Here is a 14,708-nt window from a genome sequence, read left to right as displayed (position 1 = left end):
CCGAACAGGATCGTGAGGATCACACCGGCAATCACAACGGCAATCAGATCAGCGCGCGCGCAGCCGGCCACCAGGTTGCAGGCACAGGCCCCGGCCCGGCGGCAGAGCGCCCATACGCCGACCCTGCAAAAACCCCAGCCGCAGCAGGCCCGACCCCCAAAGCCGCCCACCCCGACCGGCAATGCCGCAGTCAGCCGCAAAAAGGGCAGAGCCACCGGCAAAGCGGCGACGGGGGCGGCCTCGGCGAAACGGACGAACCGCGCCGCGCAGGAGCAGGGAAATGCCGAGGCCAGCAATTATGCCGGTCTGGTCAAGCGCAAGATCCTGCAGGCGAGGCGCAAAAGCGTGAACATCCAAGGCTCGGTTCGGGTGGCCTTTCGCATCGCCGACAGCGGCGCGCTGGCCTCGGTCAGCGTTGCCCGCAGCTCGGGCTCGTCCCGGCTGGATCAGGTCGCACTGGCACAGGTCCGGGCCGCCGCGCCCTTCCCGCCGCCGCCGGCCTCGGTGCGGCGCGCCTATACCGTGGAAATCGTCAGTAAATAGCCGACCCCTTGCGCGAACCGGGATTTATCGCAACTTCCCATTTTTCGCGCGGACGTTTCCTTGGGACTGTTGCATTGTTTTGAGGGGTTTTGTTGCAAAGATTTAAGCCCATTGAGTTGTTTCAGCAATCGCTCGTGCGTCAGGTGGCGAGCTCAACGAACTGCAGAAATGGGTAGAGGCCGGGCGTGAGTTGGCCCTTGCGGACCATGTGCGACACTTCGATTCCGTCAAGCGTTGTCGCCGCTGAAGCGAGGGCCTTGAACCCTAGCATCGGTCGCGTGCGTCTCTTGATGAAGCGATGGTCCTGTTCCACAATGTTATTTAAAGGCTTTGTTGCATTCTTTTTTAAAGTCGGAATGCGGCTCGAAACTAGCTGTGTTTAGATGGCTAGTTCCGCAAATTGCTTGCACGGACAGATTCCGAGTCCGAACTGACCCTTTCGGATCATCTGCGCACTTCAATCCCACCAAGCGTAGCGGAAGCAGATACAAACGATTTGAAGCCGAGCATTGGTCGGATCTGGCGTTTGATAAATCTGTGATCTTGCTCAATGATGTTGTTTAGGAATTTCCACCTCTCCATCTCGATTGGGATCGGGCAACCAAAGCCCTTCAACATCTGTTGACGGCTTTGATACCGGCGGTGTTAGCACCGCTTTTGTCTATCGTTATCTTTCTTGGGAGCCCGTTTACCTCAAGCGCACGTGCGAAGAACTTCGTTGCTGCAGCTTTGTTCCGCCGTTTGGACAGCATGAAATCAAGAGTCTTACCGTGTTTGTCGACTGCGCGATACAAGTAGACCCATTCCCCTTTGCCGCGCAGGAAGGTTTCGTCCATCCGCCAGGATCGATCGCAGCAACGCTTCTTTCGACGCGTCCGGTCGGCGACCAGAGGTGCGTATCGGTTCCAGTGGTCTTGCCGGCGTCAGTTAGTCAACTCAGCGAAATGTGTGATAAGACAAAACAGAACTCTAAAGTGATCAAGCTTGCTGCTTAGCAACTCACTCTGGAGTCAGCAAATCGGCAAACTTGTCGCGCGCAACTGACCGGAAAATGGTTCCTATAATTTCTATAGTGCGTTTGTGCGCTGAACGTTGTCTCCAGACCAAGCCAACGGACCTTGTGAAACGGTCTTTGCGAAACGATAGGACAGAAACATCGCCGGTGTCCGGGGAAACCTCGGAACGAACATATAGAGCAGGCAGAAAGCAGACACCCATGTTTAACGCAGTCATTTGCCGTAAGGCATCAAGACTTGTACCTTCGTAGTCTTGCCGTGGATTGGCACCCAATTCCTCGCACAAAGCGACAATCTGATTGTGCAACACATAAGTCGACGTCAAAGCAAGGACGCCTTGCCCGGTCAAGTCCGCATCTTGGGCTTCAGACTTGCTCGACAGCGCATGATCTTTTGCGACGGTCAGCTTTAGTGGCTCCCGGAATAGGCGCTCTACCTCCAAGTCGGCTGATCGTACCGGAAGCTGTGTGAAGATTAGATCGTGCTGACCGCGAAGAAGCTCTTCTTGCAGAACCAGCGGTGCTGCATCTCGAACGATCAACTTAAGTGAAGGAAAAGACGTATGTAGGTGCCGCATAACATACGGGAGGAAATAGGGACCCAATGTGGGAGATGTTCCTAACCGGATGGTGCCACTGACACCGGCGCTGGCATCTCGCGCCAAGTCCTTAAGCGTTTCCGCTTCCTCAAGCACCCGTCGCGCCTGCGCCAGAACTTCCCGACCATTTGGGGTCAGGATTGCTCCCCGCTGACCACGCTCGACTAATTGGACACCGAGCACGGCTTCCAACCCGGCGATCTGTTGACTAAGCGAAGGCTGGCTGATGCCAAGGTGTTCAGCCGCACGCCGATAGTGTCGCGCTTCGGTCAACGCGACAAAGTATGCCAACTGCTTCAAAGTCACATCACTACTCACGATGCCAGCCTCCAATGGATAGGTTTTTCCTATTTAAATTTAATTTATGATCACCTTTTTTAAACTTCTATCCACCCGATATTGAAAAAGTAAGTGCTGATAGAGCGGGTTCGCCAGTCAGCCCAATACAAGCGCCGCTAAAATAGGAGACAAAGATGCCCCGAAATAACCGTGTCAAAGCCTTTTCGTTGAAAGCCCGCCTGGCCGAGCTGCGCATCAAAAACATGGAAGTCAAAAAGCTGATCGCAGACGAGCTTAAGCGGCCGCTACCATGTTCATTGTCTTTGCAACGGCTCAAACGCAGGAAACTGGAATTGAAGGACCAGATGTCACGTTATGACGGGTTCCTACATACATTGGGGGCATTTTCGCCCAGCCAGTCTCTTCATCCGCAAAGGTGATCAATATGTTTCCACGAGTGTATCAACTGACCGGCCTCAGGTATTTTCACAGCACTGATCTGAGGGACATGAGAAAAGCCATTCTGGAAGACGAAGAGGATGGACCGGATGGCGGCAGTCCGCACGTTAATCAGCAACAAGCTCAGCGGCAGGGTCAGCCCCGTATCCGATAGAACAGAGTCTCGGCTTCTGAGAGGTGTTTTGATGCGCGGAGGCCAACTACAGGCATAGCCAACTTGTTTGCCACAACTGATCCGATTTTCGCTCACAAATAAAGACGCCTCCATTTAGGTTTCTCGCAAACCCACAACGGCACATCAAGGCCAGCGGAGGCGTCTTCACTTTCAGATCCAAGCGCTTCTTGCGAACTATGCGCAAAATTCGGTTGTGTCGCGAATTTTGACCGAGGTTGACGAAATCGCGAGCTCTGGTGCTTGTTGCTTTCAAATCAATCGCGAGCAGGTCTCAGAATGGTTTCTTTGAAAGACTGCCATTTCCCGAAGGATGTGGTTTTGTACGCTGTGTTTTTCTATTTGCGCTACAATGTTTCCTATCGCGACCTTGAAGAAATTATGGCTGAACGGGGCGTTTCCGTCGATCACGCTACGTTGAATAGATGGGTTGTAAAATATTCGCCGATGATCGCTGCGCGCGCGCAATCGAAAAAGCGCCCAACACAGAAATCTTGGAGAATGGACGAAACCTACCTCCGTGTGCGCGGTAAGTGGGTGTATCTCTATCGGGCCAACGACAAAGCAGCAAACACCCCTGATTTTATGCTGTCCGAGCGAAGGAACGGTCCCGCAGCAACCAGGTTCTTTGCCAAAGCGCTGTCTTCAAACGGAATCCCAGACAAAGTCGTCATCGATAAGAGCGGAGCCAACGCAGCAGGTATTCGAGAAGTGAACAGGATTTTGAAACGGTTTGGTTGCCAAGCCAAGGTGCAGACAATCAAGTCCAAATTTTTGAAAAACATGATCGAGCAGGATCATCGGTTCATAAAACGGCGTGTTCGACATATGTGTGGGTTCAAATCCCTCGCATCCGCGTCCGCTACGCTGGATGGTATCGAGGTCGCCAACATGATCCGAAAGAAGCATTTCTCCAGCGCAGCCACCTTTGGCTTTCGGGTGCGTGCTGAGATCGCAGGATAAGTGTGCCTGGTAAGACGCTTACTCTGATCGTTCCAAGTATTTGCACCACAACCGTTTCAATCTACGCCTCGTTTTGAAGATGCAGCAAGTAGCATTGCCGGAATGCCGAAGCAGCTGTAGTTTTTAAGCAGAAGCGAGAATTTCTCTGTCGGCCCTCCGTCGGACATAGGGTACATCAGATTACGTCGATAACAATAACTGAGATATTATCTGCACCGGCTCCGTCCAAGGCGATTTGTATCAGCCTGTCTGCCGCCTTTGCTATCGGCGCCTGTCTCAATGCAATGCGCTGTGTCTCAAGCTTAACAGAGTTGGTGAGCCCGTCCGTACACAGAAGGAAACGATCCCCAACCCGAAACGTTGCTTCAACTGAGTCCATCTCCAGCCTAGCGCTTGCGCCCACAGCACGGGTGACCACACTTGCCTGCGGATGATGCTCGGCCTCCTCCCAATTCAGTTCCCCCAAGTTCACGAGATCCCCAACGACCGAGTGGTCCGCCGTCAACATCTGAAGGTTTTCGTCCCGAAGGCGGTAGAGGCGACTGTCACCCGCCCAGAAAACCAAGAAGCGATCCTCTGTCGCCACGACGGCCAGAACCGCTGCACCGATCGGCCCATTTTGACGCGTGATGCTCTCCCTCCAGATGAGGTTGTGGGCGTCTAGGATAGACCAGCGCAGCGCCTGGGCCTGTTCGTACGGATCCTTCAGGCAAGGAACGTCTGCAATTCTGTCAACAAGCGTCTGAGCGGCAAAATCGCCTGCGTGATGCCCCCCCATGCCATCGGCCACAACCCACACACGATGATCCGGCAGAGCAAGTATCCGGTCCTCGTTGATCGTACGTACCTTGCCGACATGCGTCGCAGAACTGAAGCGAAATTGGCTCATGCAGATCAGCTCGGACCAGAAATCGTTTCATCTGGGCAAGTGTCGGCAGTTTCGTTTCGCTGAAGTGTCTCGCCTGTCAATTGGTCTGGTCCAGTCATCAGAGGTGTTCCTTAGTCCTGGATTACGAAAACGGGTCTATTGACCTTGAGCGGATTCCTTGAAAGATCGAGTCTGTGAATATCTGACGACAGACTCGGACGATTGTGCGAATGGCGCCCCCAAGGACACCGCGCCATTGCCGATCAACGTGACGCTGCCGCGGCGTGCGACGATTTCCCGGCCTTCATCCATGCGAACAAAACTGCCCAGGGTGCTGTGATCGCGCAAGACAACGATGCCGTTCATGACCGACACGGTGGCATGTTTCCGTGATACCCAAGGCTGCGGCACTACCAAATCAGCATCTTCGGCACGTCCCAGAGAGACTTCACTACCTTCGGACAATTCCCTGATAGCCGCTTCATATTTAAGTACAACACTCAGCGATCCTTCAGATGCGGCCGAGTGGCTGGCGAATTTCATTGTTAGATCGACAGGATCTTCGGCGACGTAGGAATGTACTTTCAACCGGTCGCTTACGCCTTTCAGGCTCAGAACATCGACTTCGCGCAGCGTCCCACGTGACGCAGTACTCAGTTCACCAAGAAACGGCTCACAGACAAGCACTTCGCGGGGTTTGGCCAGCGAAGCAAGACGCGACGCGATGTTCACCGGGGTGCCATACAGATCATTTGGAAGGCGCAGCATACTTCCCCAACTCAATCCCGCGTGCACTTGGAGCGCTCCTGCATCGATATTTTGCGTTGCGGTCTGGGCCACCTCCAGTGCAGCGTTCGCATCTTCGAAGAACGCCAAAACGTCGTCGCCCTTGGAATGCAGGAATGCGCCTCCCAGATACTGGATCTGAGTGCGCATTTCTTGCAGGCAGTGGTTGATTTCGCGTAACGCGGCCTGCTCTCCCAGCTCTTCGAAAAGCGGGGTGCTGTTGGACACATCTGCCACCAACGCAGCGCCGACAACCTTCATGCGTTCCGCTCCATGTCGTTACCCCAACCCGGATCGCCTGGCGCGGTTAGGGAAATTTCGGGACTTGTGATACTCTCACACAATCCCAGTCAGAGCAATTTTTGTGAAAAAGGGGGCTTGAGGGCCATGACATTTAAAAGAAATATATTTTTCGGAAAGACTGCTGCAGGCGCATTGACGGTGACTGCCTGCCTGTCCGCGCCTGCATTTGCCCAGGATTCCAATGCCTGCCCGGTGGACGGGTGCGTCGTCGAGATCGTATCCGTCACAAGCGAGGGAGGTGAACTTGCCGTCGAGCTTAGCGCGAATTTCGAGCCTGACATCTCGAAGAACCATTTTCATATCTGGTGGGGCGAGCTTTATGACGTGAAGCAGGTAAGCAACAACGCTGAAACCGTTCACAACGTCGCGCAGGGTGACTGGCACCCGACCGACGCCTATCCAAATTATACAACAAGCGGTGTGACATCGGTCTCGCAACGCGGTGATGCAGTTTCGCTGTGCATCTCTGCCGCAGACCGCAACCACGACATCATTGATCCCGAGGCTCTTCACTGCGTCGACGTGTCAGCGAACTTCTGACGAAGGGACATAGATGGAATTACCGGCATACATCGGACGATACGTTGTTCGCCGGGAAATCGCGAGCGGCGGTTTTGCCCTGGTGGCCTTGTCTTGGGACGAGGAACTTGCAGCCGAAGTCGCGATCAAGATCTTGCTGGCGCACCATGATGATGACGCGTTGAACCAGCGCTTCATTGAAGAAGCGAGGCTGCTGCGCCGGATTCAGTCGTACCATCTTGTCGGGGTGCATGACATCGGTCGGCTTTCGGATGGCCGACCGTACTTCGTGATGGACTACGCGGATTTGGGGCCGCTGACATCGCAGCTGACAACCAAAAGTTCCGCGGATGGCGGCTTACCGCAATATGATGTGCTGCAACTGGTCGACGCGATGACATCAGGGCTCTCGGCGCTTCACCGGGCAGGCGTAGTTCACCGCGATATAAAACCGGACAACATTCTGTACCAGACCGTCGGAGCGCGGACCGGCACCGCCGTCAGCGGTGCCGGGTCCGAAGGTCAAACGATATTGAACCCCGTCCCGCCACTGCAGCCTGTCCGCTTCGATCGCATCATGATCGGTGATCTGGGGATTGCCAGCGATATGCTGCAAGACAGCACATCCTCGGTCGTTTTTGGCGGCACGCCCGCCTATATGGCGCCCGAACAGTTCGATGTTAACCAGACCGTCAGTTCTGCGGTCGACATCTATTCCGCGTCCGCGGTGCTTTGGTACGCAATAACTGGCAGCCGCCCTTCTGACATATCAACACTGGAACAAGAAGTTGAGCGAACCCAAAGCCCCTGGCGGGACTTTTTCTTGCGCGGAATGGCGCCTGACCCGGCCGAACGCTTCGCAGATATCCAGTCGTGGAGCAGTGCGGCCCACGACATCATGGCTCGGATTGCCGCGCAGGCGCCAGACCCGACCAGCACGCGCCACGTGCTTGGCGCCACGGCACAATCAGAAGCGGATTGCCCCTATCACGGGTTAAGCGCGTTCCAACCGGAGGATGCCGACCGCTTCTTTGGTCGCGAAGAGCTTGTCTCCGACCTGCTGCAACGCTTGCGGACGTTGAAAGTGCTTGTGGTCGGAGGCGCCTCCGGCAGTGGCAAAAGCTCGTTGATCCGGGCGGGCGTCATTCCGTCATTGCGACAGGATCTGGTGCCGGGCAGCGAAACCTGGCGGATCGAACTTTTCACGCCTGGTCGCGATGCCCTGTCCGAGCTGTTCTATCGTCTGCGCGGTACCGAGGGGTCAGCGCGCGTGCGCCTGGGTGAATTCGTTTCGCGCCCCTCCATTGCTCGTCAAGTCGTGCAGGATTCCGGTCCTAGGCCGGTCTTACTGGCCATTGACCAGTTCGAGGAGCTTTTCACACTCAACGACAAACAGACAGCCCAAGATTTCGTGGATGCACTTGCGGCCATAACCGATCCAGCGGACAGCGATGTGCGCATCATCGTCACCATCCGCGCCGACTTTTACGAAAAATGTGCTGCGATCCCCTGGCTGGCCGAAGCTGTGAGCCGCAATCAGGTGCTCGTCGGTCCGATGTCGGCGAACGATCTGCGCCGCTCGATCGTCGAGCCGGCCCGACGCGTAGGGCTCTATGTCGAACAACATCTGGTCGACGCGATCGTATCGGATGCTGGAAACGATGCCGGTGTTCTGCCGCTCATATCGCATGCGCTGGTTGAAACCTGGAAGCGGCGTTTGGGCGCAACGCTGACCTATGAGGGGTACCGCGGGAGCGGCGGGATGGCGGGCGCGATACGTCAGACCGCAGATGCGGTTTTCGACAATGACTTTTCCGATGAGGAACGCAAAGTTGCCGAACGCCTTCTCCTCAGCCTGGTGACACCCGGCGAGGGTGGCGCCGATACCCGCAGGATCTTTGCGCGCTCTGAACTGCAGGATGATCCCGATGCGAAAGTAATGGCCCGAGTCGTGAAACACCTGACCGAAGCGAGGCTTCTCACGGTAGACGACGAAACCGTCCAGATCACACACGAAGCCTTGCTGCGATCCTGGCCCCGGCTCAGCCGTTGGATCGACCGGTCCCGGGGCGATTTACGGTTGCGTCTGCGGATCGTTCAAATGGCCGATGACTGGATTGATTCCGACCGTGACGCCGACATGCTCGTGAGCGGGGCCCGGCTGGACTACATCCTGGAATGGTTGGAAAAGAACAAGGACAAGGTCGGCGCAAAAGAGTTGGAATTTCTCCGCGCGAGCGAAGAAGCGCGCAATGCCAGGCAAAAAGAGAAGGATGAACGTCGACAAAGGCGGAGACGACTGCAGGTGTTGGCGGTTTGCGCGCTGGCCGCATTGACCGTTGGCACGACCGCGGCGTCTGTCATCGCCTTCATCGAATCCAGACAATCTCAGGAAAATGCCGCTCTGGCTGATGCGGCCACGCGGGTGGCGAAGGACAGCCTCGCCAGCGCCCTTGGCGCTGCGGCAGCGGGATACGCTATGGAAGACCCGTTGCTTGCGCTGAACCTCGCGGCGCAATCCGTGTCCCAGTCACGCGGCCCAAGCACCAGCTATGAGGCGCGCGTTGCGCTTCTCAAAGCGCGCAGCGTCTTGGCCAAGGGGCTGCCTGTTCCCGTAGGCGCTCCGGTCGCAGCGGGGGACGCGTTGGCAATCGCAATCTCTCCTGATGCCGGTTCGGTGGTAGTCGGCGGTCGGGACGGGACAGTTCGCATTCTGGACACCACATCCCGCCAGCAGGTGGGCGAGACACTTTCCGGCGGCATCGGCGGGATTCAGGACATTGCGTTTTCCCCCGGAGGAGACGGGTTCGCAGCCGTCGGTGACAGCGGACGCATCGCCTTCTGGCCGTTCAGTGATGGTTTTGCCGCAGAATCGGTGCTGCTGGGCGAGGCAAGTGACATTCAATGGCGACTGGCCTTTCACCCCTCCGAGCCCGTACTCGCGACGGCCGGAGAAGATGGAAAGATATCCATCTGGCCGCTTTCGGAAAACGTATCTTCAGAAGCCAGGGTTCTGGCAAGCCGGACCGGTGATTTCACCAGCATCGCGTTCAGCCCCGACGGCCGTGCCTTGGCGGCTGGCAATGGATCTGGTGAGCTGCGCATCTGGCACTATCCAGACGGGAATGAAATGTTCCCGACTCTGGACACAGTGCATTCCAGCGATGTCTGGATGCTGTCCTTCAGCGAAGATGGAACGTTGATCGCAACCGCAAGCAGCGACGGCAGCTCCGCTATTGTCAGATCCGGATCCGGCGAAGACTTGGGCCGGGCCTTTCCTGCAAAAGACGTGATCAGCTCGATTGAGTTCATGCCCGTCGGATGGACGCTGGTGGGTGGCAATAGCCGCGGCCGCCTGCTGCTCTGGGATGTTCTGACAGGTGAACTGACTGCGGAATCTCCCACTGGTCATTCGGGGCGCATCCTGGACATGGCGGTATCGGCCGATCTTGCTACAGTGGTGACCCTGGGCGCGGATCAGAACGTTCGGTTCTGGCGACTTGGCCCGCCCGCGCAGCTCGCAAAGACATTCGCCACGCAGGACGGCGCGAAACCAAAGGGCGTCGCACTTGGTACTGACCGCGTCTTTTTCGGCGACACCAATGGGGGCGTGTCGGGTGCACAGCTTGATGCTTCCGCAATGCTCACGGGTCCGTCACACCAGCATCAGGTTTGGGCAACAGCGCTGTCGCCTGATGGCCAGCGACTGGCAACGGCAGACCGCATGGGGCAGATCGTAATTTCCGACACGGGTTCTGGCGCAGAGCAAACCAGTCTCGCCTCGCTTGGAGAGGCGATTTGGAGTCTTGCATTTTCTGCGGACGGCGCCACAGTGCTGGCAGCCGCAGAAAGTGCCGCCTATCTCATTGATGTGGACAGCGCTGCGGTGCTGCGCACGTTTCCCGTTGATCCCGGCCAAGGAACGCGCGCTGCCCTGCATTCGGCTTCCTCTCGCATCGCCGTTTCGAGCAGCCGGGGCGTAGTTTTGATATGGTCGGCAGACCAGGATACTCCCCCAGAAAGACTGAAGGTTTCGGACAATCTTGTCTGGTCCGTTGCTTTCAGCCCGGATGGATCTTTACTTGCTGCTGCCGACAGTGATGAAACGGTATCGGTTTGGCGCCTTGCCGACGCGGCGCGACTACAAGATTTCTCCGGGCATGCCAGAGGGGCTACGGATATCCTTTTCCTGGACGATGGCGCCAGCCTGGTGGCTGCCGACAGAAGCGGTAGTTTGCACATCTGGGACCTCAGCTTTGGAAAGCTGATCGGTCGTATTTCGGATGCCCATGCCGGACCCATCTGGCGTCTGGCCGCGCATCCCGATGGTCAGACATTCGCGAGTTCCGGTGATGATGGCGTGGTGCGGATCTGGGAAGTCTTGAGCACAGAGGCCGCTTGCAAGCTGAGTAGCGGCGTTCTTGGACCGCAACAGCGGGAGCAGTATCTGGGCGCAGCACACAACGATGATATCTGCGGGCGACTTCAGACACGCGACTGAGGGTTGTCTTGCAAAGTTTCTTGCAAGCCGAATACCGTGTTACCCATCGGTTCGGTGTGGTGTGGTCTACCGAAACACCGCGCTCGGCCATGATTTCTTCTGGGTCTCGATAAGAAACGCCGTAGCGGGCGTACGTAATAGAAGACTGCGAACAAGGTCACGTCTTTCGGATACTGTTCGCCTTTAAAAGAAATCAAGGACCAACCTTCAACTTGATAATGCCGTTCACCACACAGGCGCTGACGCCACAAAGGTCAATTGCTAAAAGTTTGAAACAGAGCCGGCTCTGTTGCAGTTTAGGCGTTAACTGGCTCCCCTCGCCTGCGTGATTTCTGTTACAGAGCAAAACTTCCACTCGATTTACGCGCATAAACAAGGCTTTTTGATCGTTACTTTTAGTGCGTTGTTTAACTTCATTCACATTTGATAAGTATCCCTTATCATATATAATTGCTCTAGCCGAGATTGTGTGCAGTGAGTAGCCGTCATATCACCTTATTCACGTGTCACATGTTGCATGCCGAAATCTCAAGCAGGTATCAGGCGCCCTTCCGTGATCTGAACGTAGGAACCCGAAGAAGACGCCGTGGTTTTAGGCCCCGACAACACTCCGTGAAAATGACCGTTCCTGAACCAACGTCGATGACTGAAGCCACAAGCCCCGTCTCAAGCTGCGGTAGCATCGATCACGGGACACGAATTCAAGGCAAAACAACTTACGGGCAGTAATCCCTTGCTGAGAACGTCCAGGCATTAGCGACAAGACAAAGGCGCCGGATTCGACCGGCGCCTTTTCTCGGACCTTCAAACCAAACCTTACCCGTGGGTAAGATCGTCCTCTTCGGGAAGAGCATCGATGAAAGCAGCAATTGCCGCCTCAAGTTTGCTGCGATCAACACGCGTAAAGTCCAAATCATATCTCAACTCAATTCGACCACTGGATGCCGAGCACTTGGCGATCCCTGCCCGCCCAGATACCTGAAACGTGGTCTTTGCACGTCGTGGTTTACCGGCGCTTTCTACAGGAGCCTTCTTTACCACGCTGGTTTCCGGCGCGCCCAGAAATGACCTGAGGATAGCAACCTCACGCGCTCCGTCACGGTCCGGCTCGCTCATGACCGCGGCACTCACCTGGCGCACCAAACCGGGCGTTGCATCCAGCTTGCGCTTCAGCTCTACGCCTACGTTGCGCGGAATGTCGTTCGGATGTTTCAGAACCTTGTCCAACATCATCAGCAAACTGGCAAATGACCTGATGTAGCTCCGCTTTGTGTAACTGGCGGATTTGAACAGCGTGGAAACCGCCTTGTCTACATCCGAGCAATCATTTGCCGGGTCTTCGGCATACGCGCGCGCCAGAGCACCCATTTCCGCAAACGAGATATCCTTGCGGATCAGGTTCTCATCCACCATGCGCCGGTAGCTGCTGTCAAGATCGCCCGCCTCTGAAATACCCGCTGGAATTCTGGCATAAGCCTCATCGCCCGTTTCCTCATACAAGGCCCGATAGGCAGACAGGCGCCGCATCCCCTGGATCAGTTCAAATCGTCCATCTGAGCGTCGCTCAAGTCGGATGGGGTTGGACAATCCGATTTCCTGAATTGACGCTTTTAGCTCGTCCAGTTCCGGATCCGGCCCAGGTTTACGATCCCGCGTCAGCTTTTCGAACAGAATGTCAGCCAATGCTACACGTTCGGTCACCAGACCTTCGGAACGCAGGCGCACGAGTTCATGCGCAAGACGATCGTTTTCGGCGCGAATGGTTTCTTCCGTCGATTGCTGGTCGCGCAGCGCATCGGCATTTTCCGAAATGGCCGCAGCCATCGGGCCCCGCCGCTTTTCAAGAACCTTGTCCGGAACCTTGCCGACAGGAATGTCATCCATTGCGGGCAGGTCGATATCAAACATTCTGCGCTTGCGGCTCATGCGTCATCCTCCAGCTTGTCCCAGGCAGACAGCATCACACCTCGGAATTCCTCGTAAACATTGTCGAACGTCGAACGGGCCCGACGCCAGGTTTCGCGGGTCATTTCGCGATAATCCATTTCGTACACCGAGCTCAGAAAGCGGCCGGATTGCTCGACCGCGCGGGTCATTTCAACAGGGTGCTGGGCGACGTGGTCTCCGAAGACTTTCTGGAACGCGTCAAACATCGCCAGATGCAACGCGTTTCCGGGCTCGTACCTTGTAAGCAGGAACCGCAGTTCGCAGAAGGTTTTGGGAAGACCGATCTTACCCGTGGGTAAGGTTTTGTCGAATCCGTAGGCCAGGTCCTCCAAAGCTTCCGCCAGCTGACCGATAAAGGACGTGGTCGAGTCATATTCCCAGTACCCGGGGCCAGACGGGATGTACAACATGTCCGCCGCGAACACCGCGTTCATGGACTGATACCCAATGGCCGGCGGGCAATCGAATAGGATCAGGTCATAGGCGTCGTCAGGGATTTGATCCAGATACCGGGACACTGCGGCAAAGAAAGACCATTCAGGGTTCAGGTGGCGATACTGTGCCGAGGCAAATTCGACGAAGGCCGCGTTCGCACAGGATGGGATCGCATCGATGGTGGACCAGGACGTCCGCCTGATGAAATCGCTGATCCGCAGATCTCCAAGCCCCATATCCGTGATCGCCGGGGGCAGTTCCCGGCGGGGCAGGGCGGTGCCGGACTCGGCCGCGGCGGGCCGGTTGTTCATGCGCTCGGTCTCGCGGATCAGGTCACGCGCCATGATCCCCCAGACAGTGTAATCCTCGGCGACATCGGTCAGGCCCATTGAATGGCTCAGCGTGGCCTGCGGGTCGAAGTCAACGACAAGAACACGGTACCCGTCAAGCGCGGCAGCATGCGCAAGATGCAACGCCACCGTTGACTTGCCCGCCCCGCCCTTGAAGTTCGCTACGGCCGCGCGAATGGCCCGCTTGCCCTCGGGACGCGGTGGCATGAGGGATTTACGATTCACCTTGAGCCGCCGCCGCAACTCATTCACCTCCTCCAGGCTGAACCAGCGCTGCCGCCCCTCGGGCTCAACCTCGCCTCCGGGCAGAGACGGATCAGCGGCCAGCTTTCCGCGAAAGGTTGACTGGTTGACCCGGAAGATCAGCTCGGACACTTCCCAGCTCGAAAACCGGCGGAGTGTCTTCTCCATCTCGGGGCTAAAGGTCTGCTGACGAATCCACCCCTGGAGTTTGAGAGATTGATTGCGCAATGCATTCAGGTCTTCGTGCGTGTACATGCCTCATGTCTCTTTGTTTGGAACGTAAATTTCTGTTCGTTTCTTTTTTACGCCCGATTTGCGCTTTACGCAAAAGAAAATATGATGAAACTCAAATCTTACCCACGGGTAAGAAAACAAGGCCCTGCAAGGCCATCGCCGATTCGGCAGCGCAGAAGATGAAGGGTGACGATTCGCAACACGCCCTCAACCGTATTTAGGGGGGCATTCTTACTGCACAGGCGATATATGGGGGGACATAACAAGCCAATAAGGGGTCATCCAGAACGTCCCCCTTCACCAATACTTCACCAGATTTCTTTTATTCTTTGATCTGGATTGGCGCAATTTTCTGACCTGTTTCAGACTCTTCTTGACAGAATCGAAGCTTTGGACGCTAATTAGGCCAGGGTGACGAAAAGCGTTGGCAAACAGCGCGAGATCGGCGGGACACACCCGTCTGAGGCAGATAGAGCGGTGAGAACGGGTATG

10 protein-coding genes and 3 pseudogenes are annotated in these 14,708 nt (G+C 56.2%); 5 read left to right on the top strand and 8 right to left on the bottom strand.

What is annotated here, in order from left to right; genetic code table 11:
* A partial coding sequence (locus GOW04_RS16870; protein WP_217356945.1) for an energy transducer TonB occupies positions 1-543 on the top strand: 543 nt, incomplete at its 5' end.
* A 139-nt stretch (positions 544-682) separates the two neighbouring features.
* On the opposite strand, the pseudogene GOW04_RS16865 reads toward GOW04_RS16870, so the two are convergent.
* The 3 genes and pseudogenes from GOW04_RS16865 to GOW04_RS16855 all read right to left on the bottom strand — a co-directional run.
* A pseudogene (locus GOW04_RS16865) lies at positions 683-874 on the bottom strand (DDE-type integrase/transposase/recombinase); the annotation flags it as partial.
* Positions 875-922: 48 nt separating this feature from the next.
* A pseudogene (locus GOW04_RS16860) lies at positions 923-1,445 on the bottom strand (IS6 family transposase); the annotation flags it as partial.
* Between the two features lie 97 nt (positions 1,446-1,542).
* Positions 1,543-2,475, bottom strand: coding sequence for a hydrogen peroxide-inducible genes activator (locus GOW04_RS16855; protein WP_171233340.1), 933 nt, complete (start codon positions 2,473-2,475; stop codon positions 1,543-1,545).
* Between the two features lie 155 nt (positions 2,476-2,630).
* Here GOW04_RS16855 and GOW04_RS16850 point away from each other — a divergent pair, with 155 nt between their 5' ends.
* Together GOW04_RS16850 and GOW04_RS16845 are read left to right on the top strand one after the other, a co-directional pair.
* Complete coding sequence (locus GOW04_RS16850) at positions 2,631-2,876, top strand: YdcH family protein (protein ID WP_171233339.1); 246 nt, start codon at positions 2,631-2,633, stop codon at positions 2,874-2,876.
* Between the two features lie 470 nt (positions 2,877-3,346).
* Positions 3,347-4,030, top strand: coding sequence for an IS6 family transposase (locus GOW04_RS16845; RefSeq protein WP_171233338.1), 684 nt, complete (start codon positions 3,347-3,349; stop codon positions 4,028-4,030).
* 175 nt (positions 4,031-4,205) lie between these two features.
* On the opposite strand, the gene GOW04_RS16840 is transcribed toward GOW04_RS16845, so the two are convergent.
* Both GOW04_RS16840 and GOW04_RS16835 read right to left on the bottom strand, forming a co-directional pair.
* Positions 4,206-4,919 carry a PP2C family serine/threonine-protein phosphatase gene (locus GOW04_RS16840; protein WP_171233337.1) on the bottom strand — a complete coding sequence of 238 codons (714 nt, stop codon included), beginning with the start codon at positions 4,917-4,919 and terminating at the stop codon, positions 4,206-4,208.
* Between the two features lie 135 nt (positions 4,920-5,054).
* On the bottom strand, positions 5,055-5,945 hold the full coding sequence (locus GOW04_RS16835) for an adenylate/guanylate cyclase domain-containing protein (protein ID WP_171233336.1): 891 nt from the start codon (positions 5,943-5,945) through the stop codon (positions 5,055-5,057).
* Positions 5,946-6,071: 126 nt separating this feature from the next.
* Between GOW04_RS16835 and GOW04_RS16830 the strand changes: the two genes are divergently transcribed.
* Positions 6,072-6,527 carry a hypothetical protein gene (locus GOW04_RS16830; RefSeq protein ID WP_171233335.1) on the top strand — a complete coding sequence of 152 codons (456 nt, stop codon included), beginning with the start codon at positions 6,072-6,074 and terminating at the stop codon, positions 6,525-6,527.
* A 13-nt stretch (positions 6,528-6,540) separates the two neighbouring features.
* Positions 6,541-11,007: a protein kinase gene (locus tag GOW04_RS16825; protein WP_171233334.1), complete on the top strand. Its 4,467-nt coding sequence runs from the start codon at positions 6,541-6,543 to the stop codon at positions 11,005-11,007.
* Here GOW04_RS16825 and GOW04_RS16820 read toward each other — a convergent pair.
* The 3 genes and pseudogenes from GOW04_RS16820 to GOW04_RS16810 form a co-directional block, all read right to left on the bottom strand.
* Positions 10,979-11,204 (bottom strand): annotated as a pseudogene (locus GOW04_RS16820) (IS6 family transposase); the annotation flags it as partial. The gene GOW04_RS16825 and the pseudogene GOW04_RS16820 sit on opposite strands and share 29 nt — an antisense overlap.
* 619 nt (positions 11,205-11,823) lie before the next feature.
* Entirely contained in the window at positions 11,824-12,933 is a 1,110-nt protein-coding gene (locus GOW04_RS16815; protein WP_171233333.1) for a ParB N-terminal domain-containing protein, read from the bottom strand.
* Positions 12,930-14,237, bottom strand: a complete 1,308-nt coding sequence (locus GOW04_RS16810; protein ID WP_171118234.1) for an AAA family ATPase — start codon at positions 14,235-14,237, stop codon at positions 12,930-12,932. Before GOW04_RS16810 ends, GOW04_RS16815 begins: the two co-directional genes overlap by 4 nt.
* Positions 14,238-14,708 lie beyond the last annotated feature (471 nt).

It is taken from the genome of Ruegeria sp. HKCCA4812 (genome assembly GCF_013034245.1).
GTDB lineage: Bacteria > Pseudomonadota > Alphaproteobacteria > Rhodobacterales > Rhodobacteraceae > Ruegeria.
The sequence above is the reverse complement of the archived record's forward strand: the minus strand, read 5'-3'. Positions and strand labels throughout refer to the sequence as shown.

What these genes read in the sequence shown, in the direction of transcription:
- GOW04_RS16830 (WP_171233335.1), top strand. Translation starts at nt 6,072, where the DNA reads ATGACATTTAAAAGAAATATATTTTTCGGAAAGACTGCTGCAGGCGCA.
- GOW04_RS16845 (WP_171233338.1), top strand. Translation starts at nt 3,347, where the DNA reads ATGGTTTCTTTGAAAGACTGCCATTTCCCGAAGGATGTGGTTTTGTAC.
- GOW04_RS16815 (WP_171233333.1), bottom strand. Translation starts at nt 12,933, where the DNA reads ATGAGCCGCAAGCGCAGAATGTTTGATATCGACCTGCCCGCAATGGAT.
- GOW04_RS16840 (WP_171233337.1), bottom strand. Translation starts at nt 4,919, where the DNA reads ATGAGCCAATTTCGCTTCAGTTCTGCGACGCATGTCGGCAAGGTACGT.
- GOW04_RS16825 (WP_171233334.1), top strand. Translation starts at nt 6,541, where the DNA reads ATGGAATTACCGGCATACATCGGACGATACGTTGTTCGCCGGGAAATC.
- GOW04_RS16810 (WP_171118234.1), bottom strand. Translation starts at nt 14,237, where the DNA reads ATGTACACGCACGAAGACCTGAATGCATTGCGCAATCAATCTCTCAAA.
- GOW04_RS16835 (WP_171233336.1), bottom strand. Translation starts at nt 5,945, where the DNA reads ATGAAGGTTGTCGGCGCTGCGTTGGTGGCAGATGTGTCCAACAGCACC.
- GOW04_RS16850 (WP_171233339.1), top strand. Translation starts at nt 2,631, where the DNA reads ATGCCCCGAAATAACCGTGTCAAAGCCTTTTCGTTGAAAGCCCGCCTG.